This window comes from Kitasatospora sp. NPDC001159 (assembly GCF_053598235.1).
In genome coordinates this window covers 40,960-64,468 of the sequence record NZ_JBSFJV010000038.1, presented here as the reverse complement: position 1 = coordinate 64,468, position 23,509 = coordinate 40,960, and the positions used below count along the sequence as shown (strand labels likewise).

The window sequence follows — 23,509 nt, the reverse complement described above, 5'->3', positions numbered from 1 at the left end:
AGGGCACATCAGCCCTTCGGCGCCAGGGCCTTCCGCCTGCGCCGCCCGTCCGGCGTCGGTGGTGGCACACGACCGGTGCCGCCGCCGACGCCGGACGGGCGGCGTGGTCACAGCCGGCCGTGCTCCTTGAGTACCCGCCGGGCCTGGGCGAACAGCATGCCCACGTTGACCGTCTTGCGGCAGACGACCACGGCGACGACCTCGTCGGTGCTGTCGATCCGCAGGAAGAGGTGTGCCAGGTTGTCGCTGTTGACGAGGATCTCCTGGAAGTAGTGCCGGTCGCTGACGACCCCGCGTCGTTCCTTGAAGATGCCCTCGATCATCACCACGTTGCGGCCCTGGAACAGGTCGAGGGTGGCCGCCGCCAGCATGTCGAGGACCTCCGGCGGGTGCGATTCCACGGTCTCCACCGACAGCAGCATGCCGGTGGACATGTCGATGACCCCTGCGGCCACGCAGTCCGGAACCTCGGCACGCAGGGTCTTCACCAGGGCCGCGACCCTTTCGGCCATGCTCCGGGACCCTCTTGCTTCCGACCCGCTCAATTGCGCTCCTTCTTCGTAGGTTGTCCTGGAAAGTGGACCGGTGTCGACGCTGTGGTCGACAACTCGGCTACTGCTGAGGGTGGTTGCCCTCGTCCTCACCGCCCGCCGCGGTCAGCAGCACACTGATGCGTTCTGCGGACTCCAGGGCCTCGACCTGCAGCCGCTGCACGTCCATGCCGGCGTCGCCGAGCACCCCGATCAGTGCCATGTCGCCGATGGCCCGGGCGACCAGATAGCCGTCGGTGAACTGCGACACGGTGTGGTGGAGCCGGCCCTTGCTGCTCATGCTGCCGGCGCGGCGGGCGATGCTGAAGGAGGCCGCGGTGAGGGCGGCCAGGCCCTCGGCCCCCGCGGTCTCGTCGGTCTCGTCCGTCTCGGATGTGATCAGTAGCCCGTCGACGGAGGCCACCACGACGTCGGTGACTCCGACGACGCGGTCCCGAAGCACCCGCACCTCAGCGGCCAGCTGGTCATGTCTGTCTGTCACGGTTCTCCAGTTGATTGGTTGCCGGGTTCCGACGAGCCGTCATCGCCCCGGTCCGTTCGTCCACCCGGTGCGCGCCGGGTGCGTCCGCGGTGACTGCTACGGCGCGCTGCCGAACGGCCGGTCCTCCGCGGCGATCGCCGTCGAGGGCCGCCAGGGGCCGGACACCGGGCGCAGTGGAAGGACGTCGGTGATCCCGCTGGCCCCCGGTCGACGACGCGGCAGTCGGGCCGCGTTCCCCGAGCGGCCCGACTGCCCGGCCGGTTCCGGGTTCCGACCGCTCTCCGGGGCGGGGAAGGCCCCTTCGGCCTCGTCCAGGGCCGAGGGCGCGAGGTCGACCAACCCTTCGTGCAGCAGGCGTGAGGTCTCGACCGTCACGGCGTAGAGGCCCCGCCCGAGCAGGAAGGCGATGTCCCGGGGGCTGCGTCGGCCATTGGCCGTTCGCAGGATGTCCCGCCGTTCGCCGGCGATTCCGTCGTCCAGGAGCCGGGTTCCGGCGTCGGTTCGTGACAACCGGTCGCGGAACGGTGAAACCGGCTGTCCGCCCAGGGCCCTGATTCGCCGCTCGGTCTCGTGGCTCAGCCATTCCGGTTCGATTCCCTCCGGTGCGGCGAAACAGGAGGCCGACGGTTCGGGATCGAGCGTGACCCGGTCGATCCGGCCCATTCCCATCGCCAGTGCGCCGTCCAGCGCCGCCATCACGCAGATCAGCTGCAACTCCGCGGAGCCGACCAGCTCCCGGGCGACCAGTTCGGCGCCGACGCGCCTGCCCGCGGCCCCGGACCGGACCGCCGATGCCCAGTCGGTCTCGGTGACACGGCCGGAGCGCAGGAGGAGGGTCTCGACCCCTGGCGAACCGGGTGAGGTGACCTCGAGGATGACACCGTCCTCCAGGTGGAAGCGGCCGCCCGGATCGCCCGTCACGAGGAGCGTCCCGGAGAGGCGGCCGTGCGGGACCTCCATCAGCACCCGGGGGAAGTCCGGCCCCGAACCGCCCGACCGCAAGGCCGCGGGCAGCGGAAGTACCCTCACGGAGCCGGCCTCCCCCGCGCGGGGACCTGGATTCCAGTGCGTCGGTATACCGATTTCTGACATGTCTCCGCTATCGGCCGTGTTCTCATGGACACCTGCCGCCGACGCCCCCGGAAGTCGGCTCAGGGAATCGCACTGTAGTAGCAGGGACAGGGCTTTCGGCCGGGCGGGCGCATATTGAACGTTTGTCCGTGCGGGGCGACTCCTTTTGCATCACTGATGAAATATCGCAATTCAAGCTTGTCTGATTTTGTCTACGGGTCGGATGTCGGACGGCCTGCTCCTCGTGGGTCAGCCCCTCGGTACGAGGGCCCTCTCTGGCAAAGTGAGACAAGTCGGGCATACGGGCGGCGGAGCCCGGCCCGGCGATCGAGCTGCGGTCCCACGACGGCATCCGCTCCTCGTCGTGTGCGGTGCTGCGGTCCGGGCCGCACCGTTCCGTGTCAAAGTGGGGGTAAGGTGCGATGGCGCAGGTGGGAGCGCGAGAAGGTTTCCGGTCATGCCAGTACAGCCTGATCGCCCCAGGCCGACCACGGCAGAAGCCGTGATCGTACGACCGCGGAGCGAGGAGTACGCGGACCTGTTCGGGCAGGCTCCGGTGCTCTTCGCTGCGCTGAGCGGTCCGAGACACGTGCTGGAGACGGCGAATCCGGCTTTCTTCGACGCTCTCACGGGTGGCCGGGCGACCACCGGTGTGCCCGTCGGGGAGCTGTTTCCGGAACTGGCCCAGCAGGGCGTCCTCGATCGGCTCGATGAGGTGTACCGCACCGGGGTCGCGTACCGGAACCGACGTGGCCGGCTCGTCCTCGGTGGCCCGGCGGCGCAGCGGGAGGCGTTCTTCGACGTGGCCTACGAGCCCCGCCGAGATGCGGCCGGCCGGGTCGACGGCGTTGCGGTGATCGCGGTGGAGACCACCGTGTACCACCACGCGCAGCTGCTGGCAGCCGAGCAGCGCGCCCTGCTGGAACAGATCGCCCGCGACGCCCCGCTGAACGAGATCCTCGACGGTATGGCGAAGGCGATCGAGGAGTTGTCCCCGGACATGATCGTCTCGGTGCTGCTCGTCGATCCGGACGGCCATCACCTGCGGAACGGTGCCGCCCCGCGCCTGCCCGACTTCTACAACGACGCGATCGACGGGATCGCCATCGGTGACGGCGTCGGCTCGTGCGGCACCGCCGCCTACCGGCAGGCAGGGGTGATCGTCAGCGACATCGCCACGGATCCCCTGTGGGAGGGGTACCGGGAGCTCGCGGAGCGGGCGGATGTCGCGGCGTGTTGGTCGACGCCGATCCACGGCCTGGACGGCCGCCTGTTGGGCACCTTCGCGATCTACCACCGCACCCCCAAGGTGCCCGAGGACAAGGACGTGGCGCTCAGCGCGGCCTTCGCGCGCATCGCCGCCCTGGCGATCGAGCGCCATCGCGCGGTGGAGGCACGCTGCACCGCTCAGGAGCGGGAGAAGGCGGCCCGTGAGGACTTGGCCTTCGTCCTGGACGCCAGTACCGCCATCGCGCACGAGCCGTACTACTTCGACTGCCTTGAGCGCATGGCCCGGCTGTCCGTGCCGGCCCTGGCGCCGCTGTGTGTCGTTCACGTGCTCGAGGACGGCCAGGTCCAGCGGATCGCCGTCGCCGCCGCCGGCCGAGCCGAGGAGGACCTGCTCGCCTCCCCCGAACTGCGCGGCGAGGTCGACAACGCGGTTGCTCGCGTGCTGGCCTCCGGTACCAGCGAGATCGGCCAGGTCGGCGCTCGCCCCGATGGCTCGTCCGCGCAGCTCGGCATCACCGGCTACGTGTGCGTGCCGCTGGCCACCCGCGGCCGCACCTTCGGTGTGCTGACCCTCCTGGCCACCGACCGGCCGCTGGACGGCCACGCCGTCGCGCTGGCCGAGGAGCTCGCCCGCCGGGCCGCCTCCACTGCGGACAACGCCCGCCAGTTCAGCGACCGGGTGAGACTCGCGCACGACCTGCAGGCCGGCCTGCTGCCTCCCGAGTTGCCCGAGATCCCGGGCGCGGATCTGGCGGCCTCCTACCGCCCCGCCGGCGAAGGCCTCGATGTCGGGGGCGACTTCTTCGACGTCTTCCGGCTCGCCGACGACCGCTGGGCACTCATGATCGGCGACGTGTGCGGGCGCGGAGCCCGGGCCGCCACCACGACCGGCATGGTCCGCCACAGCGCACGCGCCGCCGCCCATCTCGTGCACGACCCGGTGGCGGTGGTCACCGCCATCAACGACGCTCTGGTGGAGGGCACGGCCGACGAGGACTCCTTCGTCTCACTCGTCTACGGCGAACTGCGGCACACCGCAACCCACCTGGCGCTCAACCTGATTCGCGCAGGCCACGTACCCCCACTCGTACGACGAGCCGACGGCACGATCGAGGAGCTCGCCCACCCCGGCTTGCTGCTGGGCATCGGGCCCGACCCCGTTCCGTCTCCCTGCAGCATCGACCTGTACCCGGGCGACAGCCTGCTCCTGGTCACCGACGGCATCACCGAGGCCCGCTCCGCGAGCGGCGAGCTCTTCGGGGAGGAACGCTTGGCCGACGCCTTCGGCACGTTCCGGACCTCGCCCCCGACCGCCGGTGCGCTCCTCGAATCGGTCTCCGCCGCGGTCGCCGCCTTCGCAGCCGACGCCACGCACGACGACCAGGCCATGCTGGTCCTCACGGCCACCTGAGGTCGTCTCCGCGAACTCCTGCGACGGAGACGACGCCGACCGCAGGTGGGACCGCGCAAGCCAGGACGCCTGGGTGCCCGCCCATGGCGCCGCCGGAGTACCGCAGCTCGCGGTCTGGCTGCTTGTGGGATCAGGTGCGCGGGACGAGGGTGTTTTCGTTGGTGCGGCCGGCGGCGAAGTCGTCGATGTTGCGGGCGGTGGCGTCGATGATCTGGCCGACGGCGGTGCGGGTGAAGTAGGCCTGGTGGCTGGTGACCAGAACCTGGGGGAAGGTGACCAGGCGGGCGAGGACGTCGTCGGTGATGCCCTGGATGGAGCGGTCGGTGAAGAAGACGCCGGTCTCCTCCTCGTAGACGTCCAGGCCGACGCCGGAGAGGCGGCCGGCGCGCAGGGTCTCGACCAGGGCGGCGCTGTCGATGAGGCCGCCGCGGCTGGAGTTGATGAGGATCGCGTCGTTCTTCATCCGGGCCAGCGCGGCCGCGTCGATCAGGTGGTGGGTGGCCGGGACGAGGGGGACGTGCAGGCTCACCAGGTCGGCGCGGGAGAGGAGTTCGGGCAGTTCGGTGTAGTGCATGCCGAGGTCGACGCAGGCCGGGTTAGGGGCGATGTCCCAGCCGAGCAGTTCGGTGCCGAAGCCGGTCGCGATCCGGGCGAAGCACTGGCCGATCTTGCCGGTGCCGATCACCCCGACCGTCATCCCGTGCACGTCCCGCCCGAGCAGCCCGTCGAGGCGGAAGTCGAACTCGCGGGAGCGGTTGGCGGCGCGGGTGAGACGGCGGTTGACGGCGAGGGCGAGGGCCCAAGCGTGTTCGGCGACCGAGTACGGGCTGTAGTGGGAGACCCGGGCGACGGTGAGGCCGAGTTCGGCGGCGGCGTCGAGGTCGATGTTGTTGAACCCGGTGGAGCGTTGGGCGATCAGTTTGGTGCCGCCTTCGTCGAGGACGGCGAGGGTCTCGGCGTCGAGGACGGCGTTGACGCTGCTGCTGACGGCGGGGTAGCCGGCGGCGAGCGGGGCGGTGTCGCGGTTGAGGAACACGTCCAGGCAGCGCAGCCCGTGCCGGCCCGCGAAGGCCCGTTCCAGCAGCGGCCGTTCGTCGGCCTGCACTCCGTACGCCAGGATCTCCACGCGCGGTCCTTCCGGTGGGCTTCTGCGGCCCACGCTAACGGGACGGCGGCGGGCACGCCCATCAGCTGCACGAGGATGTGGGAGGGCCCCCGGACCGACGGGAGCGGTCCGGGGGCCGGTTGCCCGGAGGCGGCCGGTCAGATGACCGTCTCGGCCTCCAGGTAGCGCTCCTGGGGGACGGTCTTCAGCTCGGCGACCGCCTCGGCCAGCGGCACCAGGTTGATGTTGGTGCCCTGCAGCGCGGTGATGTGCCCGAAGGCGCCCTTGTGGACGGCCTCGACGGCGTGCCAGCCGAAGCGGGTGGCGAGCACCCGGTCGTAGGCGGTCGGGGTGCCGCCGCGCTGGGTGTGGCCGAGGATCACCGGACGGGCCTCCTTGCCGAGGCGGTGCTCCAGCTCGCGGGAGAGCTGGGTGGCGATGCCGGTGAAGCGCTCGTGGCCGTAGATGTCCTTGCTGCCCTCCTCCCAGTGCATGGTGCCGGGCTCGGGCTTGGCGCCCTCGGCGCAGACCACGATGGCGAACTTCTTCTGGCGGTCGAAGCGCTCGCGGACGACGGCGGTGAGCTTCTCGATGTGGAACGGGCGCTCCGGGACGACGATGGCGTGCGCGCCTGCGGCCATGCCCGCGTTCAGCGCGATCCAGCCGGTGTGTCGGCCCATGACCTCGACGACCATGACCCGCTGGTGGGACTCGGCGGTGGTCTTCAGCCGGTCCAGGGCCTCGGTGGCGACCGAGACGGCGGTGTCGAAGCCGAAGGTCACGTCGGTGGCGGCGATGTCGTTGTCGATGGTCTTCGGCACACCGACGATCGGCAGGCCCGCGTCGCTCATCAGCTTGGCGGCCTTCAGGGTGCCCTCGCCGCCGATCGGGATCACCGCGTCCAGACCGAGGTCGGAGCAGTACTTCTTGGCCCGCTCCACGCCGTCCCGCAGGTGGCTCGGCTGCACCCGGGAGGAACCGAGGATGGTGCCGCCCTGGGCCAGGATGCCGCTCACCGAGTCCAGGGTCAGGGGGCGGTGGTGTCCCTCCAGGAAACCGCGCCAACCGTCCTCGAACCCGATGATCTCGTCGCCGTGGTCGACCACCCCCCGGTGCACCACGGAACGGATCACCGCGTTCAGGCCGGGGCAGTCACCGCCGCTGGTCAGCACTCCGATACGCATTAGCTTTGCAACTCCCGAGCAGAACCGAGGAACGGCCGGACTACAGGCTGGGACGACGAGCCGACACCGTAACGAGGCGCTCCCACGCCGGGACGGCGGGGAGGTGGCCGCGGGGTGAAGGACCGGCCGATCCGGACGGAACGTCCGAAAACGGCCGTGAAGTCGAGCATACGGCCCCTGGTCCGGCCGGGCAGGAGCCGACGCGGGAGCGGCGCCGTCGGCGCCCCCGCGCGAAATTGCGGCCTGCTGCCGAGGAGGGTGTGCAGCCGGCAGCCCCATTGTCGTACGTCCGGGGCCGCCCGTGGGCCGGGTGACCGCGATGCGGTCACCCGGGCGGGGCGTTCGGGCGTACTACGAGGGGCGCGTCGTGGCGGCGATGCGCTCGGCGCGCAGCGCGTCGTACCAGGTGGTGTCGGCCGGCGGCAGGGCGTTGACGTCCAGCGCCAGCTTGATCAGCATGTCCGCCACGGCGGGGTTGCGGGCCAGCACCGGGCCGTGCAGGTAGGTGCCGAAGACGGTGTCCCGCCAGGCACCCTCGGTGCCGTCACCGGTGCCGTTGCCCCGGCCGACGGTGACGGTGGCGAACGGCTGCACGCCCTGGCCGAGGTGGGTGACGCCCTGGTGGTTCTCGAAGCCGGTCAGCTGCGGCAGACCGAGCCGCGGGTCCACGTCGGCCAGCACGTCGCCGACGCAGCGGGCGCCCTCGCCGCGCGTGGTCCAGACGTCGAGCAGGCCGAGGCCCGGCTCGCGCTCGCCGAGGTCGTTGATGAACTCGCGGCCCATGATCTGGAAGCCCGCGCAGACGCCGAAGATGATCGCGCCGTTCTCGGCGGCCCGTACCAGGCCGCTGTCGGCCCGAAGCCGCTCGGCGGCCAGCCGCTGCGGGCGGTCCTCTCCGCCGCCGATCAGGTAGATGTCCCCGCTGGTGGGGATCGCCTGGTCGGAGCGGACGTCGATCCGGGTCACGTTGAGATGGCGCTGGCGGGCCCGGCGCTCCACGACCAGGGCGTTGCCCCGGTCGCCGTAGGTGCTGAGCAGGTCCGGGTAGACCCAGACCACGCGCAGGCTGCTCTCACTCATCCTCGAAGGCCTTCCGTCACGAAAAGACTGGTGTGCGGGCGCGGCATCAGCCGGCCACGACCTTCCGCAGCTGCTGGAAGGCGGTGTAGTTGGCGATGGCCTCGATCCGGCCGGGCGGGGCCATCCGGACGGCCTGCTCCAGCGTGTCCACCACGTGGAACTGCAGCCCGGCGACCTCCAGGCGGACGGCCAGGTCCAGCTTGCGCTGGCCCATCACGAAGATCGGGTGGCCGGCCAGGCGCTCGTAGTCGACGTCCCACAGCCAGGAGGTGTCGGTGCCGTCGGCGTCGAGGGCGTTGACGGAGAGGAGCACCGGGGCCGGCGGGCCGTCGATCAGCGAGAAGGTCTCCAGCCAGCCGGCCGGGTTCTTGGCCAGCAGCAGCCTTATGTCCCGGCCCTGGTACTGGACCACGTCGTAGCGACCGGCCACGGCGGCCACCGAGCGCATCCGCTCCAACGCGACCTGCGGGGAGACGCCGAACACGGCGGCGACGGCGGCCGAGCTGGTGGCGTTGGCCAGGTTGGCCCGGCCGGGCAGCTGCAGCTGGATCGGCCAGGCGCCGCGCTGCGGGTCGATCACGTGGGTGCCCTGGAGCGCCCAGTGCGGGTTGGGCCGCCGGAAGCCGCAGTCCTGGCAGAACCAGTCGTCGCCGGGGCGCTGCATCACACCGCCGCAGGCGGGGCAGGACCAGGCGTCCTCCTTCCAGGCCTGTCCGGCGGCCACCCAGACCACCTTCTTGCAGGAGGAGGCGGCCCAGGTCACCAGCGGGTCGTCGGCGTTGGCGATGACCACGGCCTCGGTGTCCTGCAGGCCCTCGCGCCACTTCTCCGCCATCATGCGGGTCTCGGCGGCGCGGTCGAGCTGGTCGCGGGAGAGGTTGAGCAGGGCGATCGCCTTGGGACGGGTGTCGCGGGCAACCGTCGCCAGGTACTTCTCGTCGACCTCGATGACGCCGAAGCGGGCGTCGGTGCCGCCGGCCAGGGCGGAGGTGATGCCGGCCGGCATGTTGGCGCCCAGGGCGTTGGAGACCACCGGGCCGGCGGCGCGCAGCGCCTCGGCGATCAGGCGGGTGGTGGTGGTCTTGCCGTTGGTCGCGCTGACCAGGACGACGTCGAGGTGGTCGGCGAGGGTGGCGAGCAGATCGGGGTCGAGCCTGAGGGCGACCTTGCCGCCGATCACCGAGCCGCTTCCGCGTCCGGCCTTGCGCGACACGGCGGCGGCGACCTTGCCGGCCGTGACCGCGATCTTGGCGCGGGCCGGCAGCGAGGCGTCGCGTGCGCCTGTGGGCTCCGATTCGGTGCCTGCCATGCTCAGTGGTTCCTCCTTGCTGCGGCACCGCCCGTGGCCGGATAACAGGCCGTCGGGCGGCGGGGACGGGGCCAGCCTACCGACTCCGTCGCCCGGCCGGATGATGCGGACCCCACACCGCCTGCTGTGACGCGGCCGCGGGGGGCGCTGACGATCCGTCAAGGAGGGCGGTGTACGGAGGGACCCTTCGTCCCTTCACGACGCTCCGCCGCCGTCGCCGGGTTCCCGGGACGCCCGGTAAGGATGTGGTGAAGAAATGATCAGCAGCCCGGAATGGGGGCGGGAGCGGTTTCGCCGGCCAGCGTGGCGGTGATCACCAGGGTGCCGTCCTCGGCGCGGAAGTCCAGCGGGGCGGTCAGTCGGCGCATCGCGGCGATCAGCGCGGTGTTGGCGGTGTGGGTCACCGCGTACACCGTCCCGATCCCGGCGGCCCGGGCGGCCGCGGTCAGCCGCCGCAGCAGGGCCAGGCCCAGTCCGCGCCGCTGCCAGGCGTCCTCGACCAGCACGGCGAGCTCCGCCTCGTCGTCGTCCCACATCAGGTGCCCGAGGGCGAGCAGCCGTCCGTCGGGGGCGGTCACCGCGAGGCTGCGGCCTCGCCGGCCGTCCAGCAGGTGGTCCAGGTAGCGGTCGGCGTCACGGACCGGCCCGTGGTAGCGCTGCCGCAGCGCGGCGGGGGAGCAGCGGCCGTGCATCGCGAGGGCCGCCGCCTTGTCGGCCGGGACGGCGGGGCGCAGCAGCAGCTCCGTCCCGTCCGGCAGGGACAGCCGGGACACCGCTTCGTCGGCCAGGGTGCCCGGGTGGGCCGCGGAGTCAGGCCGGGTCGGCAGCGGGCGCGGGCGGGCCTGCCGGTACGGGCCGCCGGTGAGCGCGGGCAGCCGGGTGGCCTGGCCGTCGGGCGCCGCGCACCTGCGGTCGGACCTGCTGTCGGACCTGCGGAAAGGCCGGTGCCAGAGCCGTTCGGAGCCAGTACGTGATGCCGTCATGGAGCTGACGCTACCGACGGTGCGCTTCCGGCCGGTTACGTGATCGTGAACGCGCTGATGCCCCGAGCGGAGGCGGCCCCCACAGGCCGGGACAACCCGTCAGCGGCCCAGACCGACGCCTCGTGCCACGGCTGGCCCGCTACCTGGGCGCCGCCCTGCCGTGGGCCGCGCTGGTCAACCTGTACGGCCCGACCGAGTGCACCATCAACGCCGCCGCGCACCTGGTCGACCCGGCCGTGCTGGAGGGTGGCGCCGGCTACTCGGCCGCCCAGACCACCGTGATCGAGCTGGCCGGGGACCACCGCGGGGTGCCGAAGGAGCGCGGGGTGTGCGATCTGGTCGCCGCGCACTGGCCGCGCACTGACGGGACACGCTCACGGATGGCCCAGGATCCGCGAGCGCGGGAGCCCCTTCGGATAGGGATGGCTCGGCTCTGTGCCGAACCCACCTCGATCCGAAGGGGCTTCCCGATGTTGACCAGGAACTCCGCGCTGGCCACGGCCTGTTGCGCCGTGCTGCTGGCCGTACCGCTCGCCTTCGCCCAGTCGGCCGCCGCCGACGGCGACAACAGCGTCAACGGCCCCAAGACCCCGCAGGAGGCCGCCGCCTGCAAGGCCGTGACCGGCACTCTGTTCGGAGGCTTCGGCAGCATGCTGGGCAACGCGCTGTGCGTCGTGCAGCCGTCGAAGGGCTGAGCCCCGTTTCGGCCACTCGGTGATCCGGTGGCGGGTGCCGGACGACGAAGTCGTCAGGGGAATGCGCGGCGACTTGGAGAAGAACCTCACCGCGGCGAATCCGGTCCGGGAGGTGACGGTGGCCGGCTACGGCACCGCCGGGTCGGGCAAGAGCACCCTGCTGGTGGCCGGACTGACCGGGACCTTCTCGGACGCCCGGCGGGAGTTGGACGACTACTTCGCCGGGCTGTCCGGCACGCCCGACATGCCCGGCGGCGCGACGGTGGCCGACCGTCGGGACTGTCCTGCGGGCCCCCTCGGCGGCTCGCTCGACTGTGCCGTGCTCTCCGACCCGACCGCGCCTCAGACCGTCTGCGTGTGGGCGGACGGAACCCCGGTGGGCATCGTCATCGACCGGACGGGCGCGAGCCGGCCGGAGGACCTGACCCGGCGCACGCTGGAGATCCGTGCGGCCTTCGAGGTCAAGGCCGAAAACTGACCGGCCAGTTGAGCCCCGAGACCCGGTAGTTCCCGATGCCGTCACCGCCCGGTCCCGGCGGGCTCAGGCGATCCGGGTCGGGGCGTCCTGGAGGGTGTGACCGCTGGTGGTGAGGAGGGTGGTGAGGGCCGTCGGGGTGAGGGTGCGCGGGGTGCGGAGGAAGAGTTCGTCGGTGGTGGGGTGGGCGTGGAGCGAGAGCAGGGTGATCTCGTGGTCGGCGAGGGTGGTGTGGGTGTGGGCCAGGGCGGTGGTGCGCACGCGCCACAGGGTGGTCGGGGGAGGGGCGTGCGGGGACCACCAGGCGTGCAGGAGGGCGGCGACGAGCAGCGCGAGGGCGGAGGTGGCGAGGACGATCGGGCCGTCGGAGCCGTGGAGGACGACCTTCGCGATCAGGTCGGCGGCGGTGACGGAGAGGAAGGCGGCGGCGAGCTCGACGGTGTCACGGCGCCAGCGGCGGGCGCGGTGGAAGGAAGGCTTCGAGTGCTCCATGGCCTCCACCGTGCCCGACCGGTGTTTCCCGATAGCGAACCCGTCGTGACCTGGCCGTTAAGGTCCGCCGGGGTGTGTTACGGCTTCAGCTCGCGGGCCGCGGCCTTCACCTCCGCGAGGAGCAGACGCAGGTCGTCCTCGGTGGTCGCGGCGTTGAGCAGGCAGGCGCGGAGCATCTCGTGCCCGCCGAGCAGGGCGCCGGTGACGAAGACCCGGCCGCGCCGCTGGACGGCGACCGGGAGGTCACGGTTGAGGGTGTCGCGGGCCTCGGCGTCCAGGCCCGGGGCGCGGTGGCGGAACGCGACGATGGAGGTCTGCACCTCGGCGAGCAGCTCCAACTCCTCGTCAGCCTCGACGAGTTCGCCGAGGCGTCGGGCGAGCGCGGTGCACCGGGCGATGTCCTGGGCGAGGCCCGTGCGGCCGCGGTGGGCGATGGTGGCCCAGACCTTGAGGGCGCGGAACGGGCGGGTCTGCTCGGTACCGTACTCGGAGAACCAGCCGAGCGAGCCGGCCGCGTCGTCGCGCAGGTAGGACGGGACGAGGCTGAAGGTCCCGCGCAGCTCGTCGGTGTCGCGGACCAGCGCGCAGCCGCAGTCGACCGGGACGCCGAGCCACTTGTGCGGGTCGAGGGCGAGCGAGTCGGCGCGCTCCAGGCCCTCGTAGCGGTGGGCGATGGCGGGGTCGAGCCGCCCGAAGGCGCCGTACGCGCCGTCCACGTGCAGCCAGAGCCGCTGCTCCTCGCACAGGTCGGCGATCGGGCCGAATTCGTCCACCGCACCGGTGCCGACGGTGCCGGCCGCGGCGACCACCAGGAAGGGCAGCATTCCGGCCGCGCGGTCGCGCTCAATGGCTGCCCGCAGGTCGGCGGTGTCCAGGCGGTCGTCGGGTCCGGTGGCGACGGTGCGCAGGTGCCGGCTGCCGAGGCCGAGGAGTTCGGCGGCCTTGCGGACGCAGGAGTGGGTCTCGCCGGTGACGTAGCCGACCAACGGCGGCATGCCCGCGAGGCCGTCCTCGCGGACGTCCCGGCCGGCCAGTCGGGCGGCGCGGTTGCGGGCGGCGGCGAGGCAGGCGATGGTCGCCATCGAGGTGCCGGAGGTGAGCAGGCCGCCGCCGGCCGGGTGGGGGAACCCGACGAGTTCGGCGATCCAGCGGACGACGGCGCGCTCCAGGTGGACGTCGGCGTGGTCGCCGCCGGCCGAGCTGGGGTTCATCGCGGCGGCGGCGAGGGCGGCGAGCACCCCGGCGGGGGCGGGGGCGGAGTTGACCCAGCCGAAGAAGCGCGGGTTGCCGTTGCCCATGGGGTACGGGAGGACGTCCCGCCCGATTGTGTCCAGCAGCTCGGTGAGCGGGCGTCCCTCGGTGGGCAGCGGGGCGTCGAGCAGGGCCTGTCGGGCGGCCCGGTCCATCGGCTGCCAGACCGGGCGGGCGGGCAGCTCGGCGAGGTAGTCGGAGACCAGCTCGGCGGTGATGTGGGCGGCGCTGCGGAAGTCCTCGGTGGTCATGGCGTGCTCCAGGGAGGCCGGGGGCGGGCTGGGCGAGGCGCGGCTTCCTCGGCGCACCCTGATCAGGCGATGATCGGGTGATCCTACGCAGAGGGCCCGCGCCGTGCGGCGCGGGCCCTCTGCTGAGACCGGGGGTCAGTCCAGCGAACCGGACAGCCCGCTCGCGGAGCGGCAGTAGCCCTGCATCTCCTTGTTGGTGATCTTGGCGCAGAGCCGTCCGGCCGCGCCGCCGTCGGTGTAGTTGACCGTGTAGTAGCTGACCAGCCCCTCCGTGCAGGCCTTGCGCTGCCAGCCGTCGGCGGCGGTGGCGCACTGCTGGGCGGCCCAGTCCTCGCGGTCCAGGTTGTACTTCATGGTGCGCGAGCCGACGCCCCGGCTGCAGTCCACCGCCCCGCCGCTGGCCTTGCCGTTGAGGCACCACTTGAGGGCGTCGGCGTAGACCTCGGGGTGGTTCGGGTAGTCGTGCGAGGACAGGTAGAAGGTCGGGGCGTAGAAGTAGCAGGCGGACTGGAACAGGGCCGGCTGGTCCTTGCAGGGGTACAGCGGGTCCTGGGCGAGCTTGTCGGCGGGCAGGTTCGCCTTCGCCTGCTCGTCCTCCTCGTCCGGGCCGAAGAGCTGCATGAACAGGCCCTCGGAGCAGCGGATCCTGTTCTGGTCGGTGGTGAACTTGTTGCACAGGTCGCGCGCCTTGGCGACGTCCTGCTTGGCGACGAACATCGTGCCGTGGCCGACGCCGTGGATGCAGGGGCCGGCGTTCTTGGGGGCGCAGAGCTTGAGCAGGTCCACCTCGGGCTGGGTGGAGGCGTTGAGCATCTCCTCGACCGCGCCGTGCAGGTAGCCGGCCGCGCAGGTCTCGTGCGGGAAGGAGATGACCTTCTGGAAGTCCTCGTTGAAGCGCTTGACCGCCGCGTGGCCGAGCTCGTGCGCGACCGGGTGGCAGAAGCGCACGGTGTACGGCTTCTCCTTGGTGATCCTGTCGAGGTCGGCGAGGGCGACGCCGGGGTCGGCGGCGTTCATCTCGGCCATCAGCTTGTTGCGCAGCGTCGAGCGGGTCCACACCGCCGGGTCGCCGGTCGGGGCGGCGCTCGCGGTGCCCGCCGCGGCGGGCTGCGCGCCGGGGGCGGTCCCGGTGGCGCCGGCGGCCGGGGCCGCGGTGGCCGCCGCGGGCGACCAGTCGGTGACGGCCACCGAGCCGAGGCCCAGGACGCCCAGGAGCAGGGCGGTGAGAATCGCGAATACTCGCGGTTGCATGACGGGATCCCCCGGCGGATCGAGGTGGACGGTTCGCTCCCATCCTGACGGCACGGGGGCGGGAATCCGCGTTTTCGCCCGCCATTCGGGAGGTATCGGCGACGCTACCGCATGGTGCGACGCCCGGGCGGGGCGGGCCGGTGCCCGGTGATCACCCGGACGGCGCAGCGGCCTTCCAGCTGGCCGCCGCACCGTCCGTACCCGGATCCTCAGAGCTCCAGGGTCACCTGGTACTCCGTCAGCCAGGCGTCCAGGTCCAGCGCGAGGTCGACGCCGAGCCGGACCGACTGCGGGTCGGTGTCCGGGGCGAGCGCGTCGGCGAGGCGGCTCCGGTCGAGCAGCCCGAGCGCGGGGGACGTGCGCGCGGCGGCGAGCTGGGCGAGTTCGGCGCGCAGCAGCGCCGGGTAGTGCGGGTCGGCGGTCACCGGGTACGGGCTCTTCACGCGGTCGGCGATCGCGGCCGGCAGCACGTCCCGGACGGCGGCGCGCAGCAGGCTCTTCTCCCGTCCGTCGAAGGTCTTCATCGCCCACGGGGTGTTGAAGACGTACTGCACCAGCCGGTGGTCGCAGAACGGCACCCGCACCTCCAGCCCGTTGGCCATGCTCATCCGGTCCTTGCGGTCGAGCAGGATGCAGACGAAGCGGGTCAGGTTGAGGTACGAGATCTCGCGCATCCGCCGCTCCAGCGGGTCCGCGCGCTCCAGGTGCGGGACCTCGGCGATCGCCTCGCGGTACCGGGCCCTGCGGTAGTCGTCCAGGTCGAGCTTGGTGAGCAGGCCGGCGTCCAGCAGGTGTTCGCGCGGGACGGAGCCCGGGCCGGCGACGGCGGAGAGGCCGGCGGCCCAGGGGAAGTCCTCGGTGGCGACGGTCTTCGGGTCGTGGAACCACCGGTAGCCGCCGAACAGCTCGTCGGCGGACTCGCCGGACAGTGCCACGGTGGACTCCCGGCGCACGCCCCGGAAGAGCAGCAGCAGCGAGATGTCCATGTCGCCGACGCCGCCCGGCAGGTCGCGGGCGCGCAGCACGGCGGCGCGATGGGACAGGTCGGTGAGTTCGGCGGCATCCAGCTCGATCACCGTGTGGTCGGCGCCGACGTGCTGGGCGAGCAGCCTGGCGTACGGGCCGTCCTCGGTCTGTCGCACCTCGTCGGTGTGGAAGTTCCGGCCCTGGCCGGTGAAGTCGACGGAGAACGAGCGCACCGGCCCGGCGTCGGCCCCGCGCAGCATCCTGGCGGCGAGGGCGGTGACGGCGCTGGAGTCCAGGCCGCCGGAGAGCAGCGAGCAGAGCGGCACGTCCGAGTCCAGCTGGCGGTGGACGATGTCGTCCAGCAGGGCCCGGACGGTGGCGACGGTGGCCTCCAGCGAGTCGGTGTGCTCGCGCGGCTCCAGCGCCCAGTAGCGGCGCACCGAGATGCCCTCGCGGCGCACCCGCACCGCGTGCCCGGGCCGGACCTCGTGGATGCCCCGGTACGGGGTGAGGCCGGGGGTGCGGGCGTGGCCGAGCAGTTCGCGCAGCCCGTCCAGGTCGACCACCGGGTGGACCGAGGGGTGCGCCAGGACCGCCTTGACCTCGGATCCGAAGACCACGCCGTCCGGGGTGGGGTGGTAGTGCAGCGGCTTGACGCCCATCCGGTCGCGGACCAGCAGCAGCTCCTCGCGGCGGGCGTCCCAGATCGCGAAGGCGAACATGCCGTTGAGCCGCTTCGCCAGGCCCTCGCCCCACTCCAGGTAGGCGTGCAGCACGACCTCGGTGTCGCTGCGGGTGCGGAAGCGGTGCCCGGCCGCCTCCAGTTCCGCGCGCAGCTCGCGGTGGTTGTAGACCTCGCCGCTGTAGGTGAGGGCGGCCAGCAGCCGGCCGTCGTGCTCGACCGTCATCGGCTGGACGCCGCCCTCGATGTCGATCACCGCGAGCCGGCGGTGGCCGAGTGCGGCGTGCGGCTCCACGCGGACGCCCCCGGCGTCCGGGCCGCGGCAGAGCTGGGTGGCCGTCATCGCGTCGAGGACGTCCCGTTCGGCGGTGAGGTCGCGCTCGAAGGCGACCCATCCGGTGATCCCGCACATCAGCAAGCCTCCGGTCTTCCGCTACGTGTTCTCCGGATCACGCTACGTGTGGACTCGGTGCGGCTTCAAGGGCCTGGCGGGAAGGTGGCGGGAGGGCGCCCGCATGGTTGCCTGTGATGAAAGTCGTAAAGTCTGCCCGAATCCGGGCAGGATCTTTGGCTTCGGCGGGCGGCGCGGCCTAGAGTCCTCACTCGTGCCGAGCTCACCCCACCCTCACGAAGACCTCCTCGCCCACCTCACCCGGACCAGCCCGCTCGGGCCCCGGGAGGCGGCGCGGGTCGTGGCGGAGGTGCTGGCGTACTTCTCCGAGAGCACCGAGGAGTACGTCCGTCGCCGTCATGGCGAGCTCCAGGCGCGCGGCCTGACCAACGAGCGGATCTTCGCCCGGCTCGCCGAGGAGCTGCCTGCCCGCCGCGTGGCGGCGCCGGAACTCTCGGCTCGACAGCTGCGCCGGATCGTGTACGGCTGAGCGCGTTCCCCGCCCTCCTCGGCCGTTCCCGACGTTCTCAAGACCCTCAAGACCCTCAAGACCCGACTTATCCCAAGAGGAGTCCACGCATGTGCGGAATCGTGGCCTACATCGGCCCCAAGGACGCCACCCCCTTCCTGCTGGAGGGGCTGGCCCGACTGGAGTACCGCGGCTACGACTCGGCCGGCGTCGCCGTCACCGGGCGCACCGGCGGGATTAAGCTCCGCAAGGTCAAGGGCCGGGTCGCCGACCTCGCAGCGGCCGTGCCGGCCCGGTTCAAGGGAACCACCGGCATCGGCCACACCCGCTGGGCCACCCACGGCGTCCCCAGTGACGCGAACGCCCACCCGCACCTGGACAACGCCGAGCGGATCGCCGTCGTCCACAACGGCATCATCGAGAACGCCGACGAGCTGCGCGCCAAGCTGACCGCCGAGGGCGCCGTGTTCCGCTCCGAGACCGACACCGAGGTGCTCTCCCACCTGATCGCCGCCCACGCCGCCGAAGGCGTCGAGCTGGAGGACGCCGTCCGCGCCGCCCTCGGCCGGGTCGTCGGCACCTACGGCATCGCGGTGCTGGACGCGGAGCAGCCGGACCGGATCGTGGTCGCCCGCAACGGCAGCCCGATCGTCCTCGGCATCGGCGAGAAGGAGATGTTCGTCGCCTCCGACGTCTCCGCCATGGTCCGCTACACCCGCCAGGTCGTGCACCTGGAGGACGGCGAGCTGGCCACCGTCCGGGCCGACGGATTCCGCACCTTCACCGCGGACGCCCGTACCACCCACCGTCAGCCGTCCACCGTGGACTGGGAGATCGACTCCTATGACACCGCCGGCTACGAGCACTTCCTGCTCAAGGAGATCAACGAGCAGCCCTCCTCGGTCGAGCGCACCCTCAGCGGCCGGCTCGACGAGCGCTTCAGCACCGCCCACCTCGGCGGCCTCAACCTGGACGCCCGGGAGCTGCGCGAGATCCGCCGGGTGAAGATCCTCGGCTGCGGATCCGCCTACTACGCGGGCGAGATGGGCGCGCAGCTGATCGAGGAGCTGGCCCGGATCCCCGCGCACAGCGAGCCGGCCTCCGAGTTCCGCTACCGCAACCCGGTGATCGAGGCGGACACCCTCTACGTCGCGGTCAGCCAGTCCGGCGAGACCTACGACACGCTGGCCGCCGTCCAGGAGATCAAGCGCAAGGGCGGCCGGGTGCTCGGCGTCGTCAACACCGTGGGCAGCGCGATCGCCCGCGAGTGTGACGGCGGCATTTACCTGCACGCCGGCCCCGAGGTCTCGGTCGCCTCCACCAAGGCGTTCACCTCCACCGTGGTCGCCTTCGCCCTGCTCGCCCTGCACTTCGGCCGCATCCACGACCTCTCGCCCGCCGATGGCCGGCGCATCGTCTCGGCCCTGCAGGCCCTGCCGGACCAGATCCGCGCGATCCTCGACCAGAGCGACGCGATCGCCGAACTCGCCGCCGAGTACGCCGACTCCAGCGGCATGATGTTCATCGGCCGGGTCCGCGGCTACCCGGTCGCCCGCGAGGGCGCGCAGAAGCTCAAGGAGATCTCCTACGTCCACGCCGAGGCCTACCCGGCGAGCGAGCTCAAGCACGGCCCGCTGGCCCTGATCAGCCCCGAACTGCCCACCGTGGCCCTGGTCCCGGACGACGAGCTGCTCGACAAGAACCTCACCACCCTCGGTGAGATCAAGGCCCGCCACGGCCGCGTCATCGCCGTCGCCCACCGCCGCCCCGAGGAGAAGCTCGCCGACCACTGCATCCTGGTCCCCAAGAGCGAGCCGGAGTTGGACCCGCTGCTCCTCAACATCCCGCTCCAGCTGCTGGCCTACCACGCTGCCGTCGCCCTCAAGCGCGACGTGGACAAGCCGCGCAACCTGGCGAAGAGCGTCACGGTGGAGTAGTCCGCCGTCCGTCAGGACTCCGGGCCCCGGTCGCTGTGCGGACGACCGGGGCCCGGATGCTTGCCGGTCAGCACACCTCAGGGCACCTCAGCACACCCAGGGCGCTCGGGGCACCTCAGAAGACCGAGCAGCCGGAGAGGGTGGTGAGGGTGTCGAGGGCGGTGACGGCGGCGACGGAGTTGCCGGCCTGGTCGAGGCGGGGGCCCCAGGCGCAGACGGCGGCGCGGCCGGGGAGCACGGCGAGGATGCCGCCGCCGACGCCGCTCTTGCCGGGCAGGCCGACCCGGAAGGCGAACTCGCCGGCGGCGTCGTAGGTGCCGCAGGTGAGGAGGACGGCGTTGACGCGCTTGGCCTCGCTGCGGGACATCAGCCGGGTCCCGTCGGTGCGCACGCCGTAGCGGGCGAGGAAGGAGCCGGCCAGGACGAGGTCGCGGCAGCTCGCGGCGATGGCGCAGTGGGCGTAGTAGTGGTCCAGGACGGTCTCGACCGGGTTCTCCAGGTTGCCGTGGCTGGCGATGAAGTGGGCGAGCGCGGCGTTGCGGTGGCCGTGCTCGGCCTCGGAGGCGGCGATCACCGGGTCGGTGTCCAGCAGCGGGTTGCCGGACTCGCGGCGCAGGAACTCCCGTACGGCGCCGGAGGCGTCGCCGGTCAGCGACTGCAGGCGGTCGGTGACCACCAGGGCGCCCGCGTTGATGAAGGGGTTGCGCGGGATGCCGTGCTCGGTCTCCAGCTGCACCAGGGAGTTGAAGGGGTTGCCGGAGGGCTCGCGGCCGACGCCCCGCCAGAGGCTGTCGCCGCCGTCGTCGCTGTAGGAGAGGGCGAGGGCCAGGGAGAACAGCTTGGAGACGCTCTGGACGGAGAACGGCTGCTCCCAGTCGCCGACGCCGTACAGCTCGCCGTCGACGGTGGCCACGGCCATGCCGAAGGCCTCCGGGTCGGCGGTGGCGAGGGCCGGGATGTAGTCGGCGACACGGCCGCGGCCCGTGGTCGCCCGGGCGGCCGCCTCGGCGGCCTCCAGCAGCACCGGCCAGTCCAGGCTCTCCGCGTCGATCACGGCTGTTCCTCCACGTACACACGCTTGACGATCACGGCCGGACCGGCTGCCGACCTTTCGGTGGCACCCGGTCCGACCGGTGATTATCCGTGTTCGGGGCCGTGGTCCGCGAAGTGGTCCGCGAAGTGGTCAGGGCAGTGGTCCGGGCTCAGGCGGCGACCGGCGGGTTGGTCAGGCCGTCCTCGACGGAGAACCCGTTGGTGGCGATCACGGCGAGTCTCGCGGCGCTCGCCGGGTGCTGGCCGCCGATCTCGACGCGGCGGCCTGAGGGCTTCCTGTGCCTACGGCGCGTTGGTCGGGGCCTGGACGGGCGGGCCGGTGAGCAGCGTGCCGGTGTCCGAGTAGGGCCAGCCGTTGGGGATGCAGCCGTGCAGGCCCTTGATCTGCTGCATCATCACCGGTGCCGGGGCGCCCGGGCCCGGGCAGTCGACGTGGCCGTTACCGAGGATGTGGCCGACCTCGTGGTTGACGGCGAGCGCGTGGTACAGGTCGGGCCTGCCCCGGTAGAACTCGGACAGCTCGGTCCAGCGCTTCAGGTTGATCACGACCTGGTGCCCGACCCCGCAGTTGACCCAACCGCCCGTGTCCAGGCCGTACTGGCCGCAGATCCGGTCGGTGGACTGCGGAGTGGCCAGGTAGACCGTGAAGTCCACCGGGTCGGCGGCCATCCGCTGGAAGGACGCGGTGTTCCCGGCGGCCCAGCCACGCCGGGTGTCGCCCAGGACGGCGTCCACCTCGGCGGCGAACTGCTCGGGGCTCTCGGTGATCCCGTCCTCCACCCGCACCTTGTAGCGGTAGAGGTGCTCCCCGGTGCCGAAACGGGCTGAGCTGCCGGGCACGGTGGTGAAGGCCAGCGGCGCGGGCTCGCTGTGCCAGGGCCGCCACCAGAGCAGACCGGCCGTCACCACCGCGACCAGCGTGAGGGCGAGTGCGCCGTGCCAGGGCTTCCAGCGGGTCCAGCGCTTCTGGGCGATGGCGGCCATGCGAAGCAACTCCTGAGCTGGGTCAAAAGGGGTGCATCAGGAGGAACGGGCCGGCGGGCGACGGGGGTTCAGGCGGGGTCCGAGCGGGTTCGGGCCGGGGGCGGCCGGGGTTCAGCCGGCGGTTCGGACAGCCCCGTCGGGCGCAGGGCCCGGCCGGTTCCCGGAACCACTCGAACGTGCCACCCGTGCGGCGTGTCCCTGGGGATCGGCGTCGGAATCCGGTGTTGTGGTACGGGTCGACCGGTTCGTCAGGATTGTCCGAGTTGACCACCCCGCACGTACTCGATGCGCCATTGGAGGCACCGTCATGTCCATCACCACCGTCCTCACCGTCTCCGGCATGAGCTGCGGCCACTGCGAGAAGACGGTGAGCGCCGGGCTGTCCGCCATCCCCGGCGTCACCGCCGTCGTCGCGGACGCGCCGAGCGGTCGGGTCACCGTGGCCTCGGCCCAGCCGCTGGAGGAGACGGTGCTCCGCAGCGCGGTGGACGGGGCCGGGTTCACCTTCGTCGGCCGGGCCTGACTCCGGTGCGACGGGGACTGCCGCTGAGGTGTTGCGGCAGACCCCGTCTGCTTCAGCGGCGTCAGCCCATGCTCTTCGCGCCGTCCAGGGACTCGCGGATGATGTCGGCGTGGCCCGCGTGCTGGGCGGTCTCGGCGATGATGTGCATCAGCACCCGGCGGACCGACCACTCGGCGCCCGCCTCGAACCACGGGGCGTTCGGCAGCGGCTGGGTGGCGCTCAGGTCGGCCACGGTGGCCACCAACTCGTCGGTACGGCGGGCCACCTCGGCGTACTCGGCGAGCACGCCGGTGAGCGTCTCACCCGGCAGCATGCGGAACTCGTCGGCGCGGCGGGCGAAGTCGGCCTCGGTCCAGGCGGTGAAGTCGGGCATCGCGGACGGGCCCTCCACGATGAAGTTCGCCCAGAGGCGCTCGACCGAGGTCACGTGCTTGATGAGCCCGCCCAGGCACAGCTCGCTCGCGGTGCTCCGCAGGCCGGCCTGCTCGTCGGTGAGGTCGCGGGTGGTGAACCGCAGGAAGTGCCGCTGCTTCTCCAGCGCCACCAGGAAGTCGGCGCGCTCGCCGGTGACGGTGGCCTTGGCGGTGGCGGTGGTGGTGGTCGTGTTCATGGCTCTGGCCTTCCGTTCGGTTCCTGCTTCCTCGGACAAGAACTACGTTAGGGACCATTGCGGTCACTTCCCGTCCTGAATTCCGGAGAGAATCAGGGCATGGCGAACACCAGCACCCGGACGCTGCGACTGCTCTCCCTGCTCCAGACCCACCGGTACTGGCCCGGCGAGGAACTGGCCGACCGACTCGGCATCTCCGTCCGCACCCTGCGCCGCGACATCGACCGGCTGCGCGAACTGGGCTACCCCGTCGACGCCCAGCGCGGCGTCGACGGCGGCTACCAGCTGGCAGCGGGCGCCGCACTGCCCCCGCTCGTCATTGACGACGAGGAGGCGGTCGCACTCGCGGTGGGCCTCCAGGCAGCGGCCGAGAGCCCGGTGGAGGGCATTGCCGAGGCGTCCGTACGGGTGCTGGCCAAGGTCGTGCAGGTGATGCCGGCCCGGCTGCGCCGCCGGGTAGAGGCGCTGCGCGCGATGACCGTGCCGGTCGACTGGGGCACCTCCTCCGGCTCCGGCGTCGACCCGGACGTCCTCACCGTGGTCGCCCTGGCCTGCCGCGACAGCGAACGGCTCCGCCTCTCCTACACGGCCGCCTCCGCGCCCCGTACCGAACGCCACGTCGAGCCGTACCGGCTGGTCTGCCTCGACCGACGCTGGTACCTCGTCGCGTACGACCTCGACCGGGCCGACTGGCGCAGCTTCCGCCTCGACCGGCTCACCGGCCCCGTCGGCAGCGGTGCCCGCTTCGCCCCACGCGCGCTCCCGGCCACCGACGCCGCCGAATTCGTCCGCGCGGGCCGCAGCGGCATGCCGCGACCGCATCGGGTGGTGGCGGTGGTCGAGGCGTCGGCGGAGCGCGTCCGAGGGCATGTCGGGCGGTGGGGCGAGGTGGAGGAGGCCGGAGCCGAGCGCTGCCGGCTGGTGATGACGGCGGACTCGCTGGACTGGCCCGCGATGGCCCTGGGGTCGCTGGGCGCGGAGTTCCGGGTGGTGGAGCCGCCTGAGCTGCGGGAGCTGGTCGGGGAGTGGGCCGCCCGGTTCGGGAGGGCGGCGGGGGCGGATGCGGAGTAGCAA

22 protein-coding genes are annotated in these 23,509 nt (G+C 72.2%); 7 read left to right on the top strand and 15 right to left on the bottom strand.

What is annotated here, in order from left to right; translation table 11 throughout:
- Positions 1–107 precede the first annotated feature (107 nt).
- The 3 genes from ACWC9T_RS20920 to ACWC9T_RS20910 form a co-directional block, all read right to left on the bottom strand.
- Positions 108–512, bottom strand: a complete 405-nt coding sequence (locus ACWC9T_RS20920) for a hypothetical protein (protein WP_449822537.1) — start codon at positions 510–512, stop codon at positions 108–110.
- 100 nt (positions 513–612) lie between these two features.
- Positions 613–1,032 (bottom strand): roadblock/LC7 domain-containing protein, encoded by a 420-nt coding sequence (locus tag ACWC9T_RS20915; RefSeq protein WP_449822536.1) that lies wholly within the window; start codon positions 1,030–1,032, stop codon positions 613–615.
- A 96-nt stretch (positions 1,033–1,128) separates the two neighbouring features.
- Positions 1,129–2,061, bottom strand: a complete 933-nt coding sequence (locus tag ACWC9T_RS20910) for a MarR family transcriptional regulator (RefSeq protein ID WP_449822535.1) — start codon at positions 2,059–2,061, stop codon at positions 1,129–1,131.
- 544 nt (positions 2,062–2,605) lie between these two features.
- On the opposite strand from ACWC9T_RS20910, the gene ACWC9T_RS20905 reads away from it, so the two are divergent.
- Positions 2,606–4,744, top strand: coding sequence for a SpoIIE family protein phosphatase (locus ACWC9T_RS20905; protein ID WP_449822534.1), 2,139 nt, complete (start codon positions 2,606–2,608; stop codon positions 4,742–4,744).
- A gap of 130 nt (positions 4,745–4,874) precedes the next feature.
- Here the strand turns inward: ACWC9T_RS20905 and ACWC9T_RS20900 are convergent, their stop codons facing one another.
- The 5 genes from ACWC9T_RS20900 to ACWC9T_RS20880 form a co-directional block, all read right to left on the bottom strand.
- Positions 4,875–5,870, bottom strand: a complete 996-nt coding sequence (locus tag ACWC9T_RS20900) for a 2-hydroxyacid dehydrogenase (RefSeq protein ID WP_449822533.1) — start codon at positions 5,868–5,870, stop codon at positions 4,875–4,877.
- 137 nt (positions 5,871–6,007) lie between these two features.
- The gene (locus ACWC9T_RS20895) at positions 6,008–7,033 is read right to left on the bottom strand and encodes a 6-phosphofructokinase (protein ID WP_380610380.1); all 1,026 of its coding nucleotides are present in this window, start codon (positions 7,031–7,033) and stop codon (positions 6,008–6,010) included.
- A gap of 351 nt (positions 7,034–7,384) precedes the next feature.
- Positions 7,385–8,113, bottom strand: coding sequence for a type 1 glutamine amidotransferase (locus tag ACWC9T_RS20890; protein ID WP_355676189.1), 729 nt, complete (start codon positions 8,111–8,113; stop codon positions 7,385–7,387).
- Between the two features lie 46 nt (positions 8,114–8,159).
- Positions 8,160–9,422 (bottom strand): MurT ligase domain-containing protein, encoded by a 1,263-nt coding sequence (locus ACWC9T_RS20885; RefSeq protein WP_449822532.1) that lies wholly within the window; start codon positions 9,420–9,422, stop codon positions 8,160–8,162.
- A 260-nt stretch (positions 9,423–9,682) separates the two neighbouring features.
- Positions 9,683–10,405 carry a GNAT family N-acetyltransferase gene (locus tag ACWC9T_RS20880; RefSeq protein ID WP_449822531.1) on the bottom strand — a complete coding sequence of 241 codons (723 nt, stop codon included), beginning with the start codon at positions 10,403–10,405 and terminating at the stop codon, positions 9,683–9,685.
- Positions 10,406–10,527: 122 nt separating this feature from the next.
- On the opposite strand from ACWC9T_RS20880, the gene ACWC9T_RS20875 reads away from it, so the two are divergent.
- A complete protein-coding gene (locus tag ACWC9T_RS20875; RefSeq protein WP_449822530.1) occupies positions 10,528–11,100 on the top strand; it encodes a hypothetical protein in 573 nt (190 codons plus the stop codon).
- 34 nt (positions 11,101–11,134) lie between these two features.
- Complete coding sequence (locus ACWC9T_RS20870; RefSeq protein WP_449822529.1) at positions 11,135–11,578, top strand: hypothetical protein; 444 nt, start codon at positions 11,135–11,137, stop codon at positions 11,576–11,578.
- Positions 11,579–11,641: 63 nt separating this feature from the next.
- Here ACWC9T_RS20870 and ACWC9T_RS20865 read toward each other — a convergent pair whose 3' ends face one another.
- The 4 genes from ACWC9T_RS20865 to asnB all read right to left on the bottom strand — a co-directional run bounded on the left by ACWC9T_RS20865 (position 11,642) and on the right by asnB (position 16,880).
- Positions 11,642–12,067 carry a hypothetical protein gene (locus ACWC9T_RS20865; protein ID WP_449822528.1) on the bottom strand — a complete coding sequence of 142 codons (426 nt, stop codon included), beginning with the start codon at positions 12,065–12,067 and terminating at the stop codon, positions 11,642–11,644.
- A 77-nt stretch (positions 12,068–12,144) separates the two neighbouring features.
- Positions 12,145–13,569: a pyridoxal phosphate-dependent decarboxylase family protein gene (locus ACWC9T_RS20860; protein WP_449822527.1), complete on the bottom strand. Its 1,425-nt coding sequence runs from the start codon at positions 13,567–13,569 to the stop codon at positions 12,145–12,147.
- 135 nt (positions 13,570–13,704) lie between these two features.
- A complete protein-coding gene (locus ACWC9T_RS20855; RefSeq protein WP_449822526.1) occupies positions 13,705–14,820 on the bottom strand; it encodes a hypothetical protein in 1,116 nt (371 codons plus the stop codon).
- Positions 14,821–15,029: 209 nt separating this feature from the next.
- On the bottom strand, positions 15,030–16,880 hold the full coding sequence (gene asnB, locus ACWC9T_RS20850) for an asparagine synthase (glutamine-hydrolyzing) (RefSeq protein WP_449822525.1): 1,851 nt from the start codon (positions 16,878–16,880) through the stop codon (positions 15,030–15,032).
- A gap of 193 nt (positions 16,881–17,073) precedes the next feature.
- On the opposite strand from asnB, the gene ACWC9T_RS20845 reads away from it, so the two are divergent.
- Together ACWC9T_RS20845 and glmS are read left to right on the top strand one after the other, a co-directional pair.
- Positions 17,074–17,349: a hypothetical protein gene (locus tag ACWC9T_RS20845; protein WP_326847101.1), complete on the top strand. Its 276-nt coding sequence runs from the start codon at positions 17,074–17,076 to the stop codon at positions 17,347–17,349.
- Positions 17,350–17,438: 89 nt separating this feature from the next.
- Complete coding sequence (gene glmS, locus ACWC9T_RS20840) at positions 17,439–19,265, top strand: glutamine--fructose-6-phosphate transaminase (isomerizing) (protein ID WP_449822523.1); 1,827 nt, start codon at positions 17,439–17,441, stop codon at positions 19,263–19,265.
- 115 nt (positions 19,266–19,380) lie between these two features.
- On the opposite strand, the gene ACWC9T_RS20835 is transcribed toward glmS, so the two are convergent.
- Positions 19,381–20,301 carry a glutaminase gene (locus ACWC9T_RS20835; protein WP_449822547.1) on the bottom strand — a complete coding sequence of 307 codons (921 nt, stop codon included), beginning with the start codon at positions 20,299–20,301 and terminating at the stop codon, positions 19,381–19,383.
- Between the two features lie 299 nt (positions 20,302–20,600).
- Positions 20,601–21,302, bottom strand: a complete 702-nt coding sequence (locus tag ACWC9T_RS20830) for a DUF3152 domain-containing protein (protein ID WP_449822522.1) — start codon at positions 21,300–21,302, stop codon at positions 20,601–20,603.
- 307 nt (positions 21,303–21,609) lie between these two features.
- Here ACWC9T_RS20830 and ACWC9T_RS20825 point away from each other — a divergent pair, with 307 nt between their 5' ends.
- Positions 21,610–21,825, top strand: a complete 216-nt coding sequence (locus tag ACWC9T_RS20825) for a heavy-metal-associated domain-containing protein (RefSeq protein ID WP_449822521.1) — start codon at positions 21,610–21,612, stop codon at positions 21,823–21,825.
- A gap of 61 nt (positions 21,826–21,886) precedes the next feature.
- Here the strand turns inward: ACWC9T_RS20825 and ACWC9T_RS20820 are convergent, their stop codons facing one another.
- Positions 21,887–22,435 (bottom strand): DinB family protein, encoded by a 549-nt coding sequence (locus ACWC9T_RS20820; protein WP_449822520.1) that lies wholly within the window; start codon positions 22,433–22,435, stop codon positions 21,887–21,889.
- 99 nt (positions 22,436–22,534) lie between these two features.
- On the opposite strand from ACWC9T_RS20820, the gene ACWC9T_RS20815 reads away from it, so the two are divergent.
- Positions 22,535–23,506: a helix-turn-helix transcriptional regulator gene (locus ACWC9T_RS20815; protein WP_449822519.1), complete on the top strand. Its 972-nt coding sequence runs from the start codon at positions 22,535–22,537 to the stop codon at positions 23,504–23,506.
- Positions 23,507–23,509: the final 3 nt, after the last annotated feature.

Excerpts from the sequence above, each read along its gene's own strand:
- ACWC9T_RS20920 (WP_449822537.1), bottom strand. The coding sequence starts at position 512 with ATGGCCGAAAGGGTCGCGGCCCTGGTGAAGACCCTGCGTGCCGAGGTT.
- ACWC9T_RS20895 (WP_380610380.1), bottom strand. The coding sequence starts at position 7,033 with ATGCGTATCGGAGTGCTGACCAGCGGCGGTGACTGCCCCGGCCTGAAC.
- ACWC9T_RS20890 (WP_355676189.1), bottom strand. The coding sequence starts at position 8,113 with ATGAGTGAGAGCAGCCTGCGCGTGGTCTGGGTCTACCCGGACCTGCTC.
- ACWC9T_RS20885 (WP_449822532.1), bottom strand. The coding sequence starts at position 9,422 with ATGGCAGGCACCGAATCGGAGCCCACAGGCGCACGCGACGCCTCGCTG.
- ACWC9T_RS20880 (WP_449822531.1), bottom strand. The coding sequence starts at position 10,405 with ATGACGGCATCACGTACTGGCTCCGAACGGCTCTGGCACCGGCCTTTC.
- ACWC9T_RS20865 (WP_449822528.1), bottom strand. The coding sequence starts at position 12,067 with ATGGAGCACTCGAAGCCTTCCTTCCACCGCGCCCGCCGCTGGCGCCGT.
- ACWC9T_RS20860 (WP_449822527.1), bottom strand. The coding sequence starts at position 13,569 with ATGACCACCGAGGACTTCCGCAGCGCCGCCCACATCACCGCCGAGCTG.
- ACWC9T_RS20855 (WP_449822526.1), bottom strand. The coding sequence starts at position 14,820 with ATGCAACCGCGAGTATTCGCGATTCTCACCGCCCTGCTCCTGGGCGTC.
- asnB (WP_449822525.1), bottom strand. The coding sequence starts at position 16,880 with ATGTGCGGGATCACCGGATGGGTCGCCTTCGAGCGCGACCTCACCGCC.
- glmS (WP_449822523.1), top strand. The coding sequence starts at position 17,439 with ATGTGCGGAATCGTGGCCTACATCGGCCCCAAGGACGCCACCCCCTTC.
- ACWC9T_RS20830 (WP_449822522.1), bottom strand. The coding sequence starts at position 21,302 with ATGGCCGCCATCGCCCAGAAGCGCTGGACCCGCTGGAAGCCCTGGCAC.
- ACWC9T_RS20825 (WP_449822521.1), top strand. The coding sequence starts at position 21,610 with ATGTCCATCACCACCGTCCTCACCGTCTCCGGCATGAGCTGCGGCCAC.
- ACWC9T_RS20820 (WP_449822520.1), bottom strand. The coding sequence starts at position 22,435 with ATGAACACGACCACCACCACCGCCACCGCCAAGGCCACCGTCACCGGC.
- ACWC9T_RS20815 (WP_449822519.1), top strand. The coding sequence starts at position 22,535 with ATGGCGAACACCAGCACCCGGACGCTGCGACTGCTCTCCCTGCTCCAG.